The organism is Vibrio sp. 10N.261.52.C11 (assembly GCF_041471405.1).
GTDB lineage: Bacteria > Pseudomonadota > Gammaproteobacteria > Enterobacterales > Vibrionaceae > Vibrio > Vibrio crassostreae_C.
Genome location: NZ_JBFROI010000016.1, coordinates 1 through 18,173, shown reverse-complemented (window position 1 = coordinate 18,173; position 18,173 = coordinate 1). Strand labels below are relative to the sequence as shown.

The 18,173-nt window shown below is 45.2% G+C and carries 20 protein-coding genes; 5 read left to right on the top strand and 15 right to left on the bottom strand.

Annotated features, from left to right (window positions below; translation table 11 throughout):
* Positions 1-5 precede the first annotated feature (5 nt).
* The 13 genes from AB4323_RS06655 to AB4323_RS06595 form a co-directional block, all read right to left on the bottom strand.
* Positions 6-629 (bottom strand): DUF3261 domain-containing protein, encoded by a 624-nt coding sequence (locus tag AB4323_RS06655; RefSeq protein WP_372151973.1) that lies wholly within the window; start codon positions 627-629, stop codon positions 6-8.
* On the bottom strand, positions 626-2,998 hold the full coding sequence (locus AB4323_RS06650) for an MMPL family transporter (protein ID WP_372151972.1): 2,373 nt from the start codon (positions 2,996-2,998) through the stop codon (positions 626-628). The genes AB4323_RS06655 and AB4323_RS06650 overlap by 4 nt, the downstream gene beginning before the upstream one ends.
* Positions 2,970-3,650: an outer membrane lipoprotein carrier protein LolA gene (locus AB4323_RS06645; RefSeq protein WP_017064143.1), complete on the bottom strand. Its 681-nt coding sequence runs from the start codon at positions 3,648-3,650 to the stop codon at positions 2,970-2,972. Before AB4323_RS06645 ends, AB4323_RS06650 begins: the two co-directional genes overlap by 29 nt.
* Positions 3,637-4,140: a thioesterase family protein gene (locus tag AB4323_RS06640; RefSeq protein WP_017062279.1), complete on the bottom strand. Its 504-nt coding sequence runs from the start codon at positions 4,138-4,140 to the stop codon at positions 3,637-3,639. The genes AB4323_RS06645 and AB4323_RS06640 overlap by 14 nt, the downstream gene beginning before the upstream one ends.
* Positions 4,141-4,179: 39 nt before the next feature.
* Complete coding sequence (gene hutH, locus AB4323_RS06635) at positions 4,180-5,727, bottom strand: histidine ammonia-lyase (protein WP_102483203.1); 1,548 nt, start codon at positions 5,725-5,727, stop codon at positions 4,180-4,182.
* Positions 5,705-7,504 (bottom strand): glycosyltransferase, encoded by a 1,800-nt coding sequence (locus AB4323_RS06630; RefSeq protein WP_372151969.1) that lies wholly within the window; start codon positions 7,502-7,504, stop codon positions 5,705-5,707. Before AB4323_RS06630 ends, hutH begins: the two co-directional genes overlap by 23 nt.
* The gene (locus AB4323_RS06625; protein WP_017062276.1) at positions 7,497-7,859 is read right to left on the bottom strand and encodes a 3-hydroxyacyl-ACP dehydratase; all 363 of its coding nucleotides are present in this window, start codon (positions 7,857-7,859) and stop codon (positions 7,497-7,499) included. Before AB4323_RS06625 ends, AB4323_RS06630 begins: the two co-directional genes overlap by 8 nt.
* 88 nt (positions 7,860-7,947) lie before the next feature.
* Positions 7,948-9,336, bottom strand: a complete 1,389-nt coding sequence (locus AB4323_RS06620; protein ID WP_017062275.1) for an AMP-binding protein — start codon at positions 9,334-9,336, stop codon at positions 7,948-7,950.
* A 6-nt stretch (positions 9,337-9,342) separates the two neighbouring features.
* On the bottom strand, positions 9,343-9,900 hold the full coding sequence (locus AB4323_RS06615; protein WP_017062274.1) for a septation protein IspZ: 558 nt from the start codon (positions 9,898-9,900) through the stop codon (positions 9,343-9,345).
* Positions 9,900-10,157 carry an acyl carrier protein gene (locus AB4323_RS06610; protein WP_004739745.1) on the bottom strand — a complete coding sequence of 86 codons (258 nt, stop codon included), beginning with the start codon at positions 10,155-10,157 and terminating at the stop codon, positions 9,900-9,902. Before AB4323_RS06610 ends, AB4323_RS06615 begins: the two co-directional genes overlap by 1 nt.
* A 10-nt stretch (positions 10,158-10,167) precedes the next feature.
* Positions 10,168-10,428 carry a phosphopantetheine-binding protein gene (locus tag AB4323_RS06605; RefSeq protein ID WP_004736154.1) on the bottom strand — a complete coding sequence of 87 codons (261 nt, stop codon included), beginning with the start codon at positions 10,426-10,428 and terminating at the stop codon, positions 10,168-10,170.
* Between the two features lie 105 nt (positions 10,429-10,533).
* Positions 10,534-11,304 (bottom strand): 1-acyl-sn-glycerol-3-phosphate acyltransferase, encoded by a 771-nt coding sequence (locus AB4323_RS06600; RefSeq protein WP_017062273.1) that lies wholly within the window; start codon positions 11,302-11,304, stop codon positions 10,534-10,536.
* Positions 11,304-12,050 (bottom strand): beta-ketoacyl synthase chain length factor, encoded by a 747-nt coding sequence (locus AB4323_RS06595; RefSeq protein WP_170963074.1) that lies wholly within the window; start codon positions 12,048-12,050, stop codon positions 11,304-11,306. Before AB4323_RS06595 ends, AB4323_RS06600 begins: the two co-directional genes overlap by 1 nt.
* A 72-nt stretch (positions 12,051-12,122) precedes the next feature.
* On the opposite strand from AB4323_RS06595, the gene AB4323_RS06590 reads away from it, so the two are divergent.
* The 3 genes from AB4323_RS06590 to AB4323_RS06580 are packed head-to-tail and all read left to right on the top strand — an operon-like array spanning position 12,123 to position 14,879.
* Entirely contained in the window at positions 12,123-12,512 is a 390-nt protein-coding gene (locus AB4323_RS06590; RefSeq protein WP_017062271.1) for a hypothetical protein, read from the top strand.
* Between the two features lie 28 nt (positions 12,513-12,540).
* Positions 12,541-13,614, top strand: a complete 1,074-nt coding sequence (locus AB4323_RS06585) for a methyltransferase (RefSeq protein WP_372151967.1) — start codon at positions 12,541-12,543, stop codon at positions 13,612-13,614.
* Positions 13,615-13,637: 23 nt separating this feature from the next.
* A complete protein-coding gene (locus AB4323_RS06580) occupies positions 13,638-14,879 on the top strand; it encodes an NAD(P)/FAD-dependent oxidoreductase (RefSeq protein WP_372113041.1) in 1,242 nt (413 codons plus the stop codon).
* A gap of 128 nt (positions 14,880-15,007) precedes the next feature.
* Here the strand turns inward: AB4323_RS06580 and AB4323_RS06575 are convergent, their stop codons facing one another.
* Together AB4323_RS06575 and AB4323_RS06570 are read right to left on the bottom strand one after the other, a co-directional pair.
* Positions 15,008-15,514 (bottom strand): hypothetical protein, encoded by a 507-nt coding sequence (locus AB4323_RS06575; RefSeq protein WP_017062268.1) that lies wholly within the window; start codon positions 15,512-15,514, stop codon positions 15,008-15,010.
* A gap of 140 nt (positions 15,515-15,654) precedes the next feature.
* Entirely contained in the window at positions 15,655-16,788 is a 1,134-nt protein-coding gene (locus AB4323_RS06570; RefSeq protein ID WP_017062267.1) for a flagellar assembly protein FlgT, read from the bottom strand.
* Between the two features lie 192 nt (positions 16,789-16,980).
* Between AB4323_RS06570 and AB4323_RS06565 the strand changes: the two genes are divergently transcribed.
* The gene (locus AB4323_RS06565; protein ID WP_017064137.1) at positions 16,981-17,616 is read left to right on the top strand and encodes a FlgO family outer membrane protein; all 636 of its coding nucleotides are present in this window, start codon (positions 16,981-16,983) and stop codon (positions 17,614-17,616) included.
* Between the two features lie 9 nt (positions 17,617-17,625).
* Positions 17,626-18,057 carry a flagellar assembly lipoprotein FlgP gene (gene flgP / locus AB4323_RS06560; RefSeq protein WP_017062265.1) on the top strand — a complete coding sequence of 144 codons (432 nt, stop codon included), beginning with the start codon at positions 17,626-17,628 and terminating at the stop codon, positions 18,055-18,057.
* The last annotated feature ends 116 nt before the right edge of the window (positions 18,058-18,173 follow it).

The window sequence follows — 18,173 nt, the reverse complement described above, 5'->3', positions numbered from 1 at the left end:
AGTGTTCAACTCTTACTTGGATTGTCGACAATCGTTGAGTTCAACGTTTGTATGGTGATGTTGTAGCCCAGGGTCAAATGTTTGAAAACAATGTCGCCTGCCGTTTTGTGTGTACCAGGATCTGTTTGGTAATCAATTTGAATGATTGCCTGTTGGTTTTCATCAAATACGGTTCTTGTTTTGTCGGTATCGACTAGGTGCCAACCTATGCTTTGTAAAGGCTGAGCCCATGCTTCAGCCGGCCATAAGGTAAGCATTAAATTAAATAGCACCTGTTCAGGTTGTGGCAAAGTTGCGCCAAGCCCAGACAAAACCTGCGTATCAATTACTTGATTCTGGTATTGCAGCGATAGAATGCGAGTACCCCAAGAGGAGAACCCCGCCAAAACCACTTTACCTGGTGTGACTTCGACTTGAACCGGAAGCTGCTGTGTATCATTTTCCCACGTAGCGCTAATCAACTGACTGGCTGTTAATGAGTATCCCAGTTCAGCTGGCAGTGGTAGTGCTAGATCGGTGTCTTGATCGATAGACACGCTCGCACCACTTGGCTGCTGAGAAACCATCGAGCAGGCAGTGAGTAGAATACCCACTAGTGTGGCGAAGGTTACCTTTAATGTCTTGATCATCTAAAAGCCTCTCGAGAGGTTGGGCGTTCTACGCTTTTACTACTGTTGATCGCGAGCGGAGAAAGTAGCCACGCGACAAAGATCCCGGTCAGAACCGTTACCCCAAAGCTATGAATGGCATGAGTCTGACTCAACGATAATAAGCCAAATGAGAGTAGCGTCGTGAGGCCAGACAAGGTAATCGCTAATAAGGTGCTTAGTGATTTCTTCTGCTCAGCAAAGAACAAGGTGTAGTCGATGCCAATCCCTAAAATCAGAATCAAGCCCAGCAGATTAAACAGGTTCAACGTGGAACCTAAAATACCCGTGACCGCTAATCCCGCCACTCCTGCAATTAATGAAGGCAACAGCATTAATAGGCTTTGCTTCACACCGTAACGCCAACCTAAAACCATTCCAATAGCGGCTAACGCTATCAATAATAACTCTGTGATTTTGACTCTGTATTCCGCAAAGAGAGCAGAGATTTCATCGGCTTTATTGAGGTATTTAACACCTTGTTGCTGCGCAAAGTTTGAATCGAGCCATTGAGAGAACAGTTCTGAATTTGTGACGTCTTTGATCAAAATGACTGACGCCGCTTGTCCGTCGATCGGCTTTAACCAAAGTGGTCGAACAGGTTCTGACACCGGTGACTCCAAAAATCCAGATACCGTGATGGGTGCGAATTTTGGTAGTTGTGGAAAAGTAGACCAACCTAGCGTGTTTTGTAATATATGGCTTTGTTGACCATAGAGCTGTTCAACTAACTGATAGTTATCATGTTGTTCTTGTTCGCTTAGCAACTGTTGATTGATGCTGCGATACCCAGAGATAGCTTGGCTATCGACTAGAGAATCTAAGCTTGTGGTGATTTCTGCCAGTTTTTTGAGTAGCTTCTGGTCGCTGTTGGCAGTCACCAACAGCATATTTTGCTCACTGCCCAATCCTGAGATTTCAGTAATGGCTTGCTCTTGCTGTTTGAGTTGCTCTGGCATCGCCTGAAGTTGGCGAATATCGTCGTCGTAGCGAATTTGACTGAGTGATATCAGGCTCAAGACAGTCACAGCTAACGGAAGGCCAATTCTAAATTTTTGGTTGCTCCAGAGGCTTAACCAAGTCTGCCAAAGTTTCGACAGGGGAAGAGGGCGTTCTTGGCTTGGTTTTGCCGCTAAAAACGGATACCAACACACCACACTGGCGTAAGCCGCGATCAGTCCAATCGACGAAAACAGAGCAAGTTGCTGCAATCCCGGGAAAGGCGCGACCAACAAACCTAAGTAGCCAATCAAGCTGGTGATCAGGCCCAAGGTGATCGCAATGATAATGTGCTTCAAGCCTTTGTCACTTTGCCATTTACTTCCAGCTGCCAAGCGGTCGGTCAGGTAGTGAAAGGAGTAATCGATGGATACGCCAATCAAGCTGGCACCGAACACCAAACTAAACAGATGAACCTTGCCGAAGATAGCGACGGTGCTTGCCAGCGCAACCAATAATCCAGTACTGATTGAGAGCAAAGATAAGGCAAGTGGTAGCGCACTACGAAATGTCAGCCACACTAATAAAATAACACCGGCCAATGAGCCCAAGCCAATGGTACTGATTTCTGATTTCGCACTTTCGGTACCGTAATTGGCGTAGAACACCACACCAGTATGCTGCACTTTGACGTTAAATTGTTTTTCGACTTCGCGCTCAATTGAATCAAGATCGGGAAGTTGCTCTTGAATGGCCAAGCTATAAGGTGAACCCGCCAGAGTCGCCGTGACCAAAATATGAGTTTGCTCATTAGATTTAGCGGTGAGGTATCCCTCTTTCAGAACAAAGTTACTTGATTGAACGCCAACTGCGCTGATGTAGTCGCGAAATAGTAGAAATGGGTCCATCGACAGTTCGGCTGCAGTGACGCCTGAGAACGGATTGTACAGAGACTGAATGACGTATTGAGCTCGCGAATCAGGAGAGTGGGTCAGCGTCTCTTTTTGTTGTTGGGTCAGCAGTTGAGCTCGGTGACGAAAGTAGAAATCGCTCCATTGGCTTTGGGTGCTGGCGCTGATTTTGCCTTGAACTTGCTGAAACAGAGTTGGCTGACTTGAAAAGGCCCTTTGGTTGAGAGCTTTTTCAAAAGCGTCGGTCGCAACCATGGCTTGTTCGATGTCGGGGGCGCTGATGATAAACACCACTTGCTCGCTCATTGAGCTGGATATCTGCTGAAAGGCTTGCTCTACCATTGGGTCTTGCTGGTTTTCGGGCAGTAACTTTAGAATGTTGCTTTCAATCGGTACCGACGAAGAAAAAGCGAATTGTTTGGTCAACAACCCGCTAAACAGCATTACAACAACAAGCCAAACAAGGGCAAGACTAGAGTTGGAATTGTTTCGCTTCAGCATCTGATAATACTTCCGGTAGATGGCTTAACTGACTGAATTCGATCACTGTGCTATCTCCACGAATCTCTTTCAACTCAATACGTTCAATATCGCTGTTGCCTTGCAGCGTGATAGCCTCAAACACCGCATTCATCGGTGCATTTTTGGGCTTTAGAGTCAGTGTCCATGCTTGTACATTTTCATCAGAGCTGGTGTTAGTTGCGGGCTCAAAATTGAGTGCGAACTGTTCCTGAAGTTTTTGCGTGTCCCCATGAAACACTGACAAGAAGATATGGCTGAAATAAAACGCCATTGGATTTTCTTTGTCGGTGATGATTTTTGCGGGTTGATCGGCAAACCTTTGGCTCAGTTTGTTATCGGTGAGCACTAAGTTCACGGGAAACGGAGTGGTTTGTGTCCAGAGTAAGCCACTTGATTTGTCTAACAGAAATGTACCTTGTGACGTTAAAGGCTGGGCGAACATCTCCATATTGCGTGTTTGAGTGAACTCACCACGCACAATACTATTTTCGCTGAGCACCGTCTGCAGCTCTGAAATAGAATTGACAGCAGCAGAGTTTTCTTTGGCGCTTACAAGGCCGCTTGCCATCATCGCAGTAAGTCCAATTAGCGCGATATTGATGTATTTGCGACTGCGTTTAAACAGATTCATGGTTCACCTGCTGTGGGTTAGAGGTTTGTGTTTGATGTTCAGTTGCTAGAGGTAAGCAACCAAATTGGTGCCAGTGTTCGACTTTGTCAGTAAACACTTTGGGTGAGGCAAAGCACATCTCTTGTTCTTCGATGGTGACGGCAACCTGCATGGTGTGAGCACGTGTCATTCGAGCACCGGTTAGAGCATCATGAATTTCATAATCGACGCGCAGGCGATTTTCCCACTCGGTGAGTTTCGCAGTTACCTTAATCTTGTGATTAAACGGTATCGCCTTAATGTATTTCACGCGGGTATCGATGATAGGCCACATGTAGCCAGAATCCTTCATCTCATGGTAGTTGTACTCAATCTTATCCATCATGATGCGCCTAACTTCTTCAAAGAATCGGAAGTAGTTGCCGTGATAGATCACGCCCATTGGGTCGGCATCTTGGAATGAGGTGATAAGCGTCACCTCAGATTGTAATGGGTGAAGGATTTCAGACATAAATCGCTCTCAACAATATTGCGTAAAGGGTTGGCTACTTTATGAGTAAAGTGACCAGTGCTGACTTTGAATACGAGCAATGAAGTGGCGTAGATCGCCTTCAAGTGGTCGATCTTCTACGATAAATTCAAACTCCTTAAGCACTTCGTCGCGAATGTGCTTGAGGTTCTCACTCATGTGGTGCTCATCAAGCTCGCTGTGACGCTTACGAAGTTCAAGCGCTTGTGTACCCGCTAGAAGTGATGCTGCCGCTACTTGTTCAGTCAATTCAAGAACACGTAAGCAATCACGAGCCGCAATGGTACCCATGCTGACTTTATCTTGGTTGTGACATTCAGTAGAACGAGAGAACACGCTTGCTGGCATGGTGTGTTTTAGTGCTTCTGCCGTCCAAGCTGAAACGCCAATCTGTACTGCTTTAAAGCCGTGGTTGATTGGCTTACGTTCGCCTTCTGCGCCTGTTAGGTTAAATGGCAGTCCGTTGTTGAACTTGTAATCCATCAACTGTGCCATTTGGCGATCAAGCAGATCCGCAAGGTTGGCTACTGCTGTTTTTAACGTATCCATCGCCATGGCAATATGGCCGCCGTAGAAGTGTCCACCGTGCAAAACGCGTTCATTGTCGCCATCGATAATTGGGTTATCGTTAGCGCTGTTTAACTCGTTCTCAATCATTTGGCGTAGCCAAGGTAGAGAGTCTTGAACCACACCAATAACATGTGGAGCACAACGTAGAGAGTAACGATCTTGTAGGCGGTCACTGTTGCGTGGTGGGCGATCCGCTTGTAAGTCATCACGCAGCCATGCAGCAACTTGTTGTTGACCCGGATGAGGTTTCACTGCGAACAAGGCTTCATCGAAGTGGAAGTCGTTGCCTTGCATACCCACAGACACCATTGCCGTGATCTTAGTCGACAGCTGAGCTAGGTATTCTGCACGTTTGTAGGCGATACAAGCCAAAGCCGTCATTACTGACGTGCCATTCATCAATGCTAAGCCTTCTTTTGGCTTAAGCTTGATAGGGTTAATCCCTAGCTCTTTGTAAACGTCACTAGTAGGGCGAACTTCACCTTTGTAGATGACATCGCGCTCACCAATCAGTGCAGCTGCCAGATAAGACAGCGGCGTTAAATCGCCACTGGCACCCACCGATCCTTCTTGAGGAATACGTGGTGAGATATCTTGGTTGATCAGAGTAACGATCTGGTTGAGCAAATCGTGAGTCACCCCAGATACACCTTGTGACAATGAACAAAGGCGCGTTGCTAATACTGCACGAGATTGTTCGTGAGACAGTATTTCACCTAAACCACAGCCGTGAAAACGTGTTAAATGCAGTGGCAATTCATCAACAAGGTTTGGTGGAATCGCAACGGTACATGAGTCACCGTAGCCCGTTGTCACACCATAGATCACGCCTTCTTCTTTCAATAGGCGTTCTAAAAAAGCGACACCACGGTCGATTTTTGATGTGAATGCTTCACTTGAGTTCATCGAGGCTTTTGCGCCTTGTGAGATAGCGACAACATCCTCAATTGTGAGGCGTTCGGCACCAAAGGTGATGCTATTTGGATTCTTTTTCGTCATGGTGCTTGCTCAATGTCCAAAAATTAAAAAAGTTGTACCACTGAAGCGGTGCTTTCAGTGTGTAGTGCTCAAGTCGGTCTGCGTATTTTTGCACGACTTGCTGTAAAGATTGTTCGCGAGTTTTTCTGGGTAGTTCTATCTTGTCGCTAAAATGCTCGAAATAGACATTAAAATGCGGCTTAGATTGTGAGTCATCACGTAGCCCAAATAATAGAAATACTGGTGCTTTGAGAACAGAGGCTAACATAAATGGACCTTGAGGGAATGGAGCTTCCTTACCTAAGAACTCAGCCCATACTGAGCGGCTCTCTTTGCTGGTGGAAGTTCGATCGCCAACAATCACGATCCATTCGCCTTGCTCTAGTTTCTGTTGTAACACTATAGCGGTATCAGGCCCCATCGATGTCACCTGAATCAGATTTAAATCAGACTGCGGGTTAACCGCTTTCATCACGGAATTAAAACGTTCGGCGTGTTCTGTAAAAACCAGGGCGTTGATTTTGATGTTCGAGTGTCTGCGACCTAAAGCTCGGCACAGCTCAATATTGCCAAGGTGAGATCCAAGGATTAGCACACCTTGCTTATTTGCCACCATGCTCTCGAACTGGTCTTGGCCATGAATAGTCAGGTTATCTGCCGAGAAATCACCTTTCCATGCCGCGAGCTTGTCGAGCATCGTATGGCCAAATGAAAGCAGATGGTTGTAACTGGTTAGTTCTCCGGGGAGCTCAATATTTTGCTGTTCCGCATAGGCTTTTAATTGGAATAGATATTGTTCGGAAGCGTTTCGCGCACGCTGGCCCGTCAAGTGGTAGTAACGCATCACACCACGCAGAATGAGGTTGAACACACCGCGACCTAACAAGGTATAAATGGCTAATAACAGCTTAATGCCTAATACTGTGCCGCGTTCTTGAGTGCGGGACCAGTGTGGTTGTTCAGAAGCTTGCGGCTCTGAATCAGTCGATAAATTTGGGTTATTATCAGCTGAATCGGATTTGAAATGGCGAGCAATCAGTTTTGGTGCTCTTGGCAGCATGCTGAAGAATAGACGTGTATGCATCCAACTGATTTTGACGTTATCCCACAACGCATCGAAATGAGAGATGCCGTTCTCAGGATAGATAACGCGCGTTTCAACGAAGTCTATGTCGCAACCTTCCCAATACAGGCGAACCAAAATCTCGATATCGAAGTCCATTCTCGAACCAACATCGTACTTATTCAACACAGTTTGAGTTTGGTTGATAGGATACGCTCTAAAGCCACACATGCTGTCTTTAATTGATAAAGAAAGGGTTTCTATCCATACCCAGATATGTGTCGCGTAGCGCCCATAGAGCCTTGCTTTGGGTACGCTGTCGTCGTAGATAGGCTGGCCTGATATCAGACGTTGTGGCTTAGCTTGTGAGGCCTCAATCAATGTTGGCAAGGCTTCCAGGTCGTGTTGCCCATCAGCATCTATCTGAATAGCGTGGCTAAAGCCTAGTTGCTGCGCTTTTTTGATTCCGGCTTTTACTGCGCCGCCTTTACCTTGGTTCTGTTCAAGCGTCACCAAGGTTACGTTTGAATTCTCTGCTAGGGGAGACAGAAACTGTTTTGTTGTGAGTTCACTGCCATCGTCAACGATGATGATCGGTAACTCAAAATGATGAAGTGACGACACCACAGCCGGCATGGTTGCGCCATGGTTAAAGCACGGGATAAGGAAGCAAGCCTTGTAGCTGCTTTCTTTTGTGTGGTGTTGAGAAGTAGCCTCGACGGGAGCGCTATTCACTTTTTTCTCCCAGCTTCATTTTGCCTGAAGAGTGGGTCTGTTCACCGTTGTTTGATGTGTAACTAAAGCTCAGCTTGTCTTTGTCAGCATCCCATTTGAGTGATAGCTGGATTGTAGCGTCAGGCAGGATAGGCTCTTGGAACTTAATGACTTCCATTCCTTTAAAGAAACCAGGAACGCCTAACTCTTGGACTGCGTAGTGAAGTGCCCAATCAATTTGCGTGACGCCAGGTAGAATAGGGAAGCTCTTGAAGTGCCCATTAAAGTCGGTGATATCTCCGCTAACATGAAGTGTCAGGGTCGATTCATTTTCTACCGTGTCTACAGCAATGATGTTTGGTTTTCTTTTATCCATAGGGCGTGCTTAGAATCCTTGGGCAAATATTGGTTCTTTGACAAAAATATAAAAAGATAATCTCAGTGTAAAATACGATCAGCGGTTTCTATGATTTTATTAGCTGTTCTATGTGAGATGTTAATCGCTTACCTTGGCTGTTGAGGGGGATCTCATCGACAACACGGTATTTTCTCGGGATTGCGATTGGCTCTAACCACTTTCTGAGTTCTGTACGCAGCATCAACCAGAATTTACCTTTGCTCATGGTCGATAGAGCGGCTTGGCCTTCATCTGATAATACCAAAACAGAGGCTAATATTAATCGCTCAGGCTCCTCAAATGGAATAACCACGCACTCACTTATCCAAGGCAGTTGCTCCAGTCGCTTTTCCACTTCAACCAGTGATACTCGCTTTTCTTCTATCTTGATCACTCGGTCCGTTCGGCCCTTCAATATGAATTGATTCTCCGAGACCATCTCGCACTCATCAGAGGTTTGATACCAGTTATTCTTATCGATGTACGGCGACAATAACTTAATGCAATTCTCACTGTTGAGACTAGCCTCAATACAGGCAAAAAGCTGCCAAGGCGTTTGAGCGCTCTCTTGCTGACGAAATGCGATGCCACCGGTTTCTGTGCTACCAAAGACTTCAATCGGTAAATGACCAAGCAGATCTCGTGACTGGTGAGCCGACTCGGTAGGCAATGGACCACCCGAAGAGAAGATTCCTGCAAGTTGTACCTTGTTGGTCTCATGCTTTAATCGTTTAAGTAGCGCTGGGCTACTGATTAGTACACAGTTTTGATTTGCGTGAGATAAGATCTGTTCTGGGTATTCAAGGTTGTGTCGAGCAAATGGAACACCGGAGCATAGTGGCCATAAGATTCTAAACAGCAAACCATAGATATGTTGATGAGAAACTGTGCTTTGGATTTGGTTTCCCTTGAGTAACTCACCCCAGTTCTTGTGTAACTGAGCGGTCTCAATATCGAGGTGCTCTAACGTTTTATCTATCGCTTTTGGCGTGCCACTTGAACCTGAAGTGAACAGAGTTAATGGGACTGTTGCCAAATCAATGGTCGTAAGATTCTCGGTTAGAGGTTTTTGTGCTTCAGTGTTTGAATCCAATAAGGTTTGGATATTACGAACGTCATTCACCTCAACTTCGCCAATCGAGTTATCAACTAGCAGGCAATCAAACTGCTTACTTAACTCAGCAAGCGCACATGGCTGGTAGTTGCCCGGTAAGATGATGTGTTTGTTGGCTGCTGTACATGCCAAAAAGGCCACCGCAAATAGGTAGCTGTCTTGGGTACAAATCGCGATTCGTTGAAAAGGGGATAAAGACAAAAATTGTACGAGTTGAGATAAGTCGTCGTTAAATGTTTGCCACGTAATCTCGCTATTGTCGTCAAAGCAGACAATAGATTCAGGGGCTCTGTCCTGGCTAAGAAGCTCAGACAACGAGGTGTAAGATACGGTTTGGGTCATAACAATTTAACTCTGACGAATGCGCTGTCTTACTACCCACTCTCCTGCAAAGAGTAACCCTGCAAACAGATAGCTGAGTAAGCCATTGTATAGGGTCCATACTTCTAGCGGTTGGAAGCAGGTGTAAAGGGCAATAGAGCCATTGATAACAAAGAACAAGCACCACACTTTGGTGACTTTTCGTGTGTAATCAACGCCACTTTGCGGAAGTTCAGGCTCTTGAAGGCGAGCAAGACGTTCGATAATCGTTTGTGGTTGCCATAGGCTCGAAGCGAATACAACCAGCATACAAACATTAACGATAACGGGATAATAGGTTAGCCAGCCGTGTTGCTTAAAGGCTAAGCCTAAAGCCAGCAGAACAATACCGGCACTTCCACTGATCCAAGCTAGGTGTTTTAGCTCTTTGATTTTAGCCTGACCGCCGGTGAAAATGCGTACAGCAAAGATAGCGGCTAAGGCAATACCAACGGTTTGTAAGCCAAACTTGTTGAGTCCAAAGTAAACCGCTATTGGATAAGTGAAAAGTATAATTGCCGACAGTAAAGTCAGCAGAGGACGCATTAGGCGTCCTTCAATAGTTCAACCACAGATTCGACAACGTCATTAACGGTGCGCACTGCTTTGAACTCTTCAGGTTTTATCTTCTTACCTGTGACGTTCTGTAGGTGAACGACCAAATCAACGGCATCAATGCTGTCTAGGTCTAGATCAAGATAGAGATGAGCTTCAGGGGTGATATCTTCAGCGTCAAGCTCGAACAGCTCAATAAGCGCATCTTTAACCTGGTTGTATACTTCTTGTTGGTTAGCTTGTGTCATAAAGATCTGTCTAGTTATTCGTTTGAGAAGAGATGTAGTTCGCTAGATTTTCAACTGACGCAAAGTGCTGTCGAGTGTTTGAATCATCTGCATCGATAACAATGTTGTACTTTTTCTTGATAGCAAGGCCAAGCTCAAGGGCATCGATAGAGTCTAGTCCAAGTCCATCACCAAATAGTGGAGCTTCCGTTTCAATCTCATCAATGCTCATGTCTTCAAGGTTCAATGCGTCGATGATCAGTTGTTTCAGTTCGTTGTGTAATGTTTCCACTTTGGCCTACTTAATGCTTTATCTGAATGCTGCTTTAAGGGGGCGATTCTACATTATATGAGGTATTTTCGAAATGCCGATATCGCCTGTTATGTTATTGATACGCTAAATGTTTTCTTCGGAAGGGAAAATTGTTTGTGCAAGATGATGATTAAGGCGCCTTGCTGCCGAAGTTAAATTATTTGAGCCTTCAATAAATGGTTCGACTTCTATTTTACCTTTCACCGCGACATGAAAAAAGGGCTTCGACGCAGGAACTTGATACCATTTTTTCTCTTTCGTTAAGAATGTCGGAGAAACCGTAATATGAATCACGCGTAAATCGGTTTGTGTTCGAGTCGCGATTTGTGCCGCCCCACGCTGTAAGGATGGTTCAATTCCTGGCGTTGTGCGAGTTCCTTCGGGAAAAATCAGCATGACATTGCCACGTGAGAAGCGTTCTTCACAGCGCTCTAAAAGATCGTCAGGGGCTTGGTTCGGTATATAACCTGCCGCTTTGACAATCCTTTTCATAAAAGGGTTTTCCCAAATGGCCGCTTTGACGAGGCAATCACATTGAGGAAGTTGAGAGGCGATCAGCACATAGTCAATCAAACTTGGGTGGTTGGCGACGATAATGCAGTTACGGTCGTTACGCAGTAGTTCTGCACCATCAATTCGGTAATCGATTGCTCCGGTGAACTTCATGATCTGGCAAAACGCATTGAATGAGAAACGGATTAATCGCTGTGCTTTAAGCTCTCTTTTAATGGTATTGGGATTGGTGAGCGCGATAGTCGGTAAGATTAAGAAGCTCAATACTAAGCCACCCAAACCAAAGATGGTAAAGCAGAGGCCTGTCGCGAATACTCGCCAATACTGGTCTACTCTGCTCATTACGCTGTACCTGTCTCGGTGTTATTTACCCAAGACCAAGTTTGGTGCTTGCCAGCAATAGCCCACCTATTTGTACCTAATAAGATATGTTGGAGCGTTTGTAACCCTTGTGGTAACACGGAAGGTGCTTGGTTGGTCTCTACTGTCCTAGTAATAGAGTATTCACTGCCAGCGGTGAGCACTAAGCCCAGCGCATAATCAGCAAAGTTCTGTGTTTCGTACTCTTGGTAGAGCTCGGGCAGAGGTTGGTCGAAATCGATAACTAACACTCGATGCGACGGATATTGATGAAGGTAAAGATAAGCTTCGATCAGAGCGTTATGGAAAGTATCTTGCCCTGCGGCTATTGAAGTCAGTGGAATCGGTGCTTTGGCGGCAATAGTGGTTAGACCAGCTGCGGTATTATGTACCGACTGCGAGAACGCCATTGGTGAGGCATCGTCACCTTCTAATATCGACTGAATCAAAGTGGCGGTTCGATGCAACTCACCATGTCGGCTAGCAAAGACCAGATAATCAATCGAGGTGTCTTTTAATAGGGTTAACGCGGTTTGGACAGCAAGTTTGCTTTGCACACTCATTCGGCGGCGCATCATTGGAGGAATAGCTTTAAATTCAGTTGAGCCATCTTGTGGCCAATCTAAATTAGTGCTCCACGCTTGCCATTCAGCAATAGAATTGAGCCCCGCTGAATTTGCAGACCATTTCTCAATATTAAACGACATTAATTGGGATTGATTTGACATAGAGTATTGATTTGCTTTGAGTCTAACTAAATACTATGCGCGCTTATAAATAAACACAGATAAGGAATTTAAATGAAATTACTAAAAATAGCAGTTTCAATGTTATTCATATTCGTTCTTGCAGGATGTGGACGCGTCCAACCTGTAATGAATGTTGAGGATACTCCAGTTGCACTGAATCTTCAAAGTAAACAGGTTAAATCAGCTATTTCTGAATCTGCTGAAAATCGAGGCTGGTTGGTTTCAGAAATAAAGCCTGGTTTGATCCGCGCTGAATTGTATGTTCGTTCGCACCACGCTGTGGTTGAAATTCCTTATAGTGATAAGTTTTACTCTATTCTTTACGTTGAATCAGAGAATTTGAAGTACGACGATGGTGAAATACACCGTAATTACAACCGTTGGGTTAATAACTTAAACGTTGATATTAAACGTAAGCTTGCGCAAATGGCAGCTGAGTAACTCTCTATTATTTAAAGTTAGGTTTTTCGTGTCGGAATATAAATTAGATCCATTCAACGCATTAGAAGCAAAAACAGAAGCGCAGAAATTGTCTTTCGCTCCGATTGTTTTTCATACTGCTCGTACACTTCGTGATTTAGGCATTTTGAAAGCGTTAGATGACGCGGGCAACGAGGGTTTACCAGCAGAGTCTATCTCTGAATCGACCGGTGTCTCTGAGTACGGCGTGAAAGTCCTGCTCGATATGGCGTTAAGTGCTCATATTGTGACTTGGGAAAAGCCTAACTACAAAATGGCTAACCTTGGTTTCTACCTTCTGCATGATGGTATGACTAACGCAAACATGGATTTCACAGCCGATGTTTGTTATGCCGCGATGATGCATCTAACAGAAGCGATTGAAGAAGGCACACCTGCAGGCTTGAAAGAGTTGGGTGATTGGGAAACCATTTACCAAGGCTTGTCTCAATTGCCAGAAAAAGCAAAAGAGAGTTGGTTCAAGTTTGATCACTTCTATTCGGATCGCTCGTTCCCTGTGTTACTTGAAAAAGTCTTCAGCAAGAAACCTAAGTCGCTGGTGGATATCGGCGGCAACACGGGTAAGTGGGCGATGCAATGCTGCAACCATGATGCGGACGTTGGGGTGACGATTGTTGATTTGCCACAGCAGCTAGAAATGGCAATGGCAAACGCGGCAAAGCATGGTCATCAAGAGCGAGTCACGCCATTCCCAGCGAATATGCTCGATAAACAGCAAACTCTGCCAACGGGCGCGGATGTTTGGTGGATGAGTCAGTTCCTTGATTGTTTCTCGCCAATGGAGATTCTGAGCATATTAAAGCGCGTTCGCTCTCATATGTCAGAAGATGCGACTGTCTATATCCTTGAACTGTTTTGGGATTCACAGAAATACGATGCGGCTTCTTATAGCTTAAACGCGACGTCTCTCTACTTTACCTGCTTGGCCAATGGCAACAGTCGTTTTTACCGCAGTGAAGATTTCTTAGAGATTGTTGAAGAAGCGGGCTTTGAAGTGGTAACGCGTACCGACGATATCGGTCTTGGTCACACGCTTCTAGAATTGAAAGCTGGCGCGCAATAAAAATAACAAACATGGCTTAAATAATGAAAAAACTATCAACTCAAGTGGTGATCATCGGAGCTGGGCCATCAGGGTCTATTGCTGCGTCTTTACTTCATAAAAAAGGCATCGATGTTCGAGTGATTGAAAAGAGCGTATTCCCTCGCTTTTCTATTGGTGAAAGCCTATTACCAGCTTGTATGGAAGTGATTGAACAGGCTGGGATGACTGACGCAGTGATCAACGCTAACTTCCAATACAAAGATGGCGCTGCCTTTCGCAAAAATGGCGTTTATACGGCGTTTAATTTTGAAGACAAGTTCTCTTCTGGCCCTGGAACTACGTTTCAGGTTCAGCGAGGTGCCTTTGATCAGGTTTTGGCAGATACGGCTGAGGCGCAGGGTGTCTGCATTGATTACCAACATGAGTTAATGGGCATTAATTTCACCGACGACAGCACCATTTTAGATGTACAAGTGCTGGGTGGAGAGCGTTATCAGATAGAAGCGCAATACGTTCTGGATGGCAGTGGTTTTGGTCGAGTGCTACCAAAAATGCTTAACTTGGCAGAGCCGTCATCGCTCCCTCCACGCAAAGCTATTTTTACGCACATTAACGATCATATTGCAGAGGTGGATACCGATCTTGAATATGACCGAAATAAAATTCTTATCTCTGTGCATCCAACCAACCCTGATGTTTGGTATTGGTTGATCCCGTTTAGTAACGGTGTCTCTTCGTTTGGTGTCGTAGGAGAGCCTAAGTTCTTTGAGTCCTATCCAGAAGACAAGATTGCTGCAATTAAACAGCTGGCAGCGGAAGAGCCGGGCTTGGCTGAGATACTGGCAAGCGCCGAGTATCCAAACCCTGCGGGTGAAATTGGTGGCTATTCTGCCAATGTAAAACATTTGGCGACGGATAAGTACGCGTTGCTTGGCAATGCCGGCGAGTTCCTGGATCCGGTGTTCTCGTCAGGCGTGACGATTGCGATGAAGTCGGCACAGTTTGCGGTTGAGTGTGTCGAAAAGCAACTTAACGGTGAGAAGGTAGATTGGGAACGCGATTATGCCGCTCCTTTGATGGTTGGTGTAAACACCTTTAGAACGTATGTTGAGGGGTGGTACTCAGGTACTTTGCAGGATGTGATTTTCTATCAAGATCCAAATCCAAAGATTAAGCAGATGGTGTGCTCAATTCTGGCGGGTTACGCATGGGATCAAGCCAACCCTTATGTGAAAGAGTCTAAGCGCCGATTGGCGACACTGGCTGAGATATGCCGAAACTAGGTAATCGATTTTGTATGTAGCAATACTCTAAATTGCCACGTTGGATCGTCATAAATTAAAAACAGCCGCAATGTGCGGCTGTTTTTGTATCTGAAAAATATGGGCGGTCAGCTTAATCGGATTTAAGCCTATTTTAAGTCGATGCTGTTCAATCGTCCCATAAATATAAGTAGATCAATTACGTCTTTGTGAGCATCAAGCAGCGCACGTTTGGTTTGGCTATAAGCTGCAAGTCGGCCGTGCTTTCTGATTGAACATACCTTGGTTTTGTACTTGTAGTCACCATTCTCAGAGAAGACGCGCCACTTAGCGATGTAGCATTCGTCGCGGTGTTCAGGATCACTCTGAGTTGGATTTGGTTTGAATACAATTTTGGGTTCTAGACTATGAGGCAGGCGCGTCATCAGGTAGGGCTCTTTGAGGACTTTGGGCCAAAATTTGCCCCATAGCTGTCTGCCCAGTTCATCTCTTAATTTAATGGTTTTCTTCAGTGCTTTGTCTTCACCCATACGAACAAAACCGACCGACCGATGCAACACCGTATCTTCGGGAGTATGAATGTGGATCTTAAAAGCGGTTTTACCTTTCGAGATAAAGCGGTAACCGGTAGCACCAATTAGATTATTCTGACTCATAGTTTGCTAAGTGATGATTATGTTATTAATAAGATTACGCCAAATACTGCAAAACCGAAACTAATACCCATGAAAAAAAATAAAGCCTTAACAAAAGTGCTAAGGCTTTATTAGAAACTGTGAGGCGGGCGTGTCGCTAACTACATGATTTTCTGCATCACATCACCAATTTGAATGCTTCCAGCAAGGCTTGGTTGGTCGATCGTCAGTTCTGCTTCGTTTTCATAAACGCGAGAAACGGTCAGTGTGATATCGCTTTGAGATACCTTATTACGTGGCAAGCCGCGTTGGTCGATAAACGAACCTGTGTGCCACAGTTGCAGTTTGTCACCTTGTTGTACGCCATGCATTCGACCTAAATCAATGGTCACAGTGTTACCAAATACCGCTGCAACCTCTGGAAGGGTGATCTTACATGACACTTCCGATTCTAAGTCCAACATAATATTACGGCTAACACGCAGCATCATGCTGCCGTAGGTTGATGCCCAGAAACGGGCACTGCGGGTGTCGACTTCACTGGTCTTAGCAAATGGCCACTTTGCCACTTCACGATAGCTACGGTTGTAAACCTGATGTCCTGTTTTACCATCGAAGACTTGCATCTCTAACGCAAACTGGCGATTGATGATGTCGTCTTTCAACAGTTTGGACTCGATGGTCGCGGTTAAATCGGTAATGTCGCCACCAATGATGTATTGTGCGCCAGTGTCTTGGGCGATCATCTTGATCACTTCAGGTCGACGTTTGTCGATGTCGTAATTGGTCGTGCCAACGGAAACAAAGCTGCGAGACTCTTGCGCCAGCTGTCGATCTACGACATGACCAAAATCATCACCGATGTTATAGATTCTGCCCATTACAGCTTGCTGTGGGGAAGTCACATCGATGTTGCCGACCAAAAATGTCTTCTTATATTGGCTCTCATGGCAAGCATTTGCCGAAGGATAGATATCGATCCTTGCGGTGATCATTATATTGCCACTGCGTTTTTTCTCTTTTTCTACCAAGATGTAGCGCACTTCATGATTGGTAAATTGAAACTCTTTTTTGTTTGCGTCGAGGTAGGGCGTGAGGTTGGCAATGCTACCAATGTCGGCTCCTGAGAACTGGATCGCTTTATATACCGCGTCTTCCAGAGCATGGACCCTTGCCGTTTCCTCTGACGATACGATGGCTGCGGTACCGGTAACTTCATACCAAGAGGCATGAGCACTGAAGCTTATGGTTATCAGTGAACTTATTGAAAATAAGTAAGAAATTATTTTTTTCATCTATTCGTTACCAGTTGGGTATAAATATTGCTTAACAAATAACTATAAGCTTGAAGCTGACTTAAGTGCGTTTTTCTTAATCTGAACCATTAATGAAAAGCAAAGACTGTTCCAACATTGTAATCCATTGAAAAGAATAATGGTGAGAACATATTGGAACAGGGAGCACTAAACCTATCTGGAGATAAGAGAATGAAAAAATGGCTCGTAGTAATGAGTGTCATGTTGTTGACCTCATGCGCTTATTCGCCAATCTATAACGGCAAGTCTGAATATTCAGGCAGTCAGTTTATGTTGATGGATAGCCCTCGTCATACCATGGATTTCTTCGTGGAAAGTATGACCGAAGATCTGATCATTTCGAATACGAGTATCTCAGCAAGAACTCCGATAGCGATTACGTCGTTTGTTGACCTGCAACACATGGACACAACGAACTGGCTAGGAAACTCGGTATCAGAAGGTTTCATTCATCAGTTTCAGCGTCGTGGCTTCAAGGTTGTTGATTTCAAAACAACAGGTTCTATTCAAGTGACTCATCAAGGTGACTTTGCGTTAAGCCGCGATTGGAAAGACTTAGCTCAAGAACAAGACGTACAGTACGTACTGACAGGCACTATGCTTCGCCAAGAAGGTGGTGTGTTAGTCAATGCTCGTGTTGTTGGCATGCAAACTCGCATTGTCGTGGCGACGGCACAAGGCTTCTTGCCTGCAGACCGTATTGGTCGTGACCTAGATACTCTAAACAGTATTCGAACTCAAGATGGCGTTATCATTCGTTCTGACCCAACGATCAGCCAGCCTTATACTGTTATTCTTCGCCCTTAGGAGTTCGAGATGAAGAAGTTAATATTTGTTGTTGCCGCTTTACTGCTTGTTGGCTGTCAGCCACTGCAAAACATGAGGCCAGACGACTACTTAGTTGCCGTTGGCTACGCGAGTATCAGTGAGCAGAAAGGACGTAACGATGAAGAAAGACGTATCCGTGCGATGAGAGCTTCTAAGATCGACGCCTATCGTGAACTTGCAGAACAAGTTTACGGTATGCGAGTGAGTGGTCGGGCAGAGTTGGAAGATCAACGCCTTGGTACGGAACGTACTTCTGGTGCGGTTGATGGCGTAATCCGCGGTGCAGAAGTGGTACGCAGCTACCCTGTGGGCGATAGCTATGTTACTGAGCTTCAGCTTGATATCCGTAAGATGGAACAGCTACGTAATTACGGTGAAGTTCAACCTGTACCTGAAAAGAGACAACAAACGCTGTTCTAGCCCAAGGGGCGTCTAGCGATAGGACTATCCAGTTATATTGGCTGCTTTCGTTTTCCAGATGGCGTATCGGCAACCAATAACTAATATGAATGTAAAAGCGGCAAGTATGAAAATAC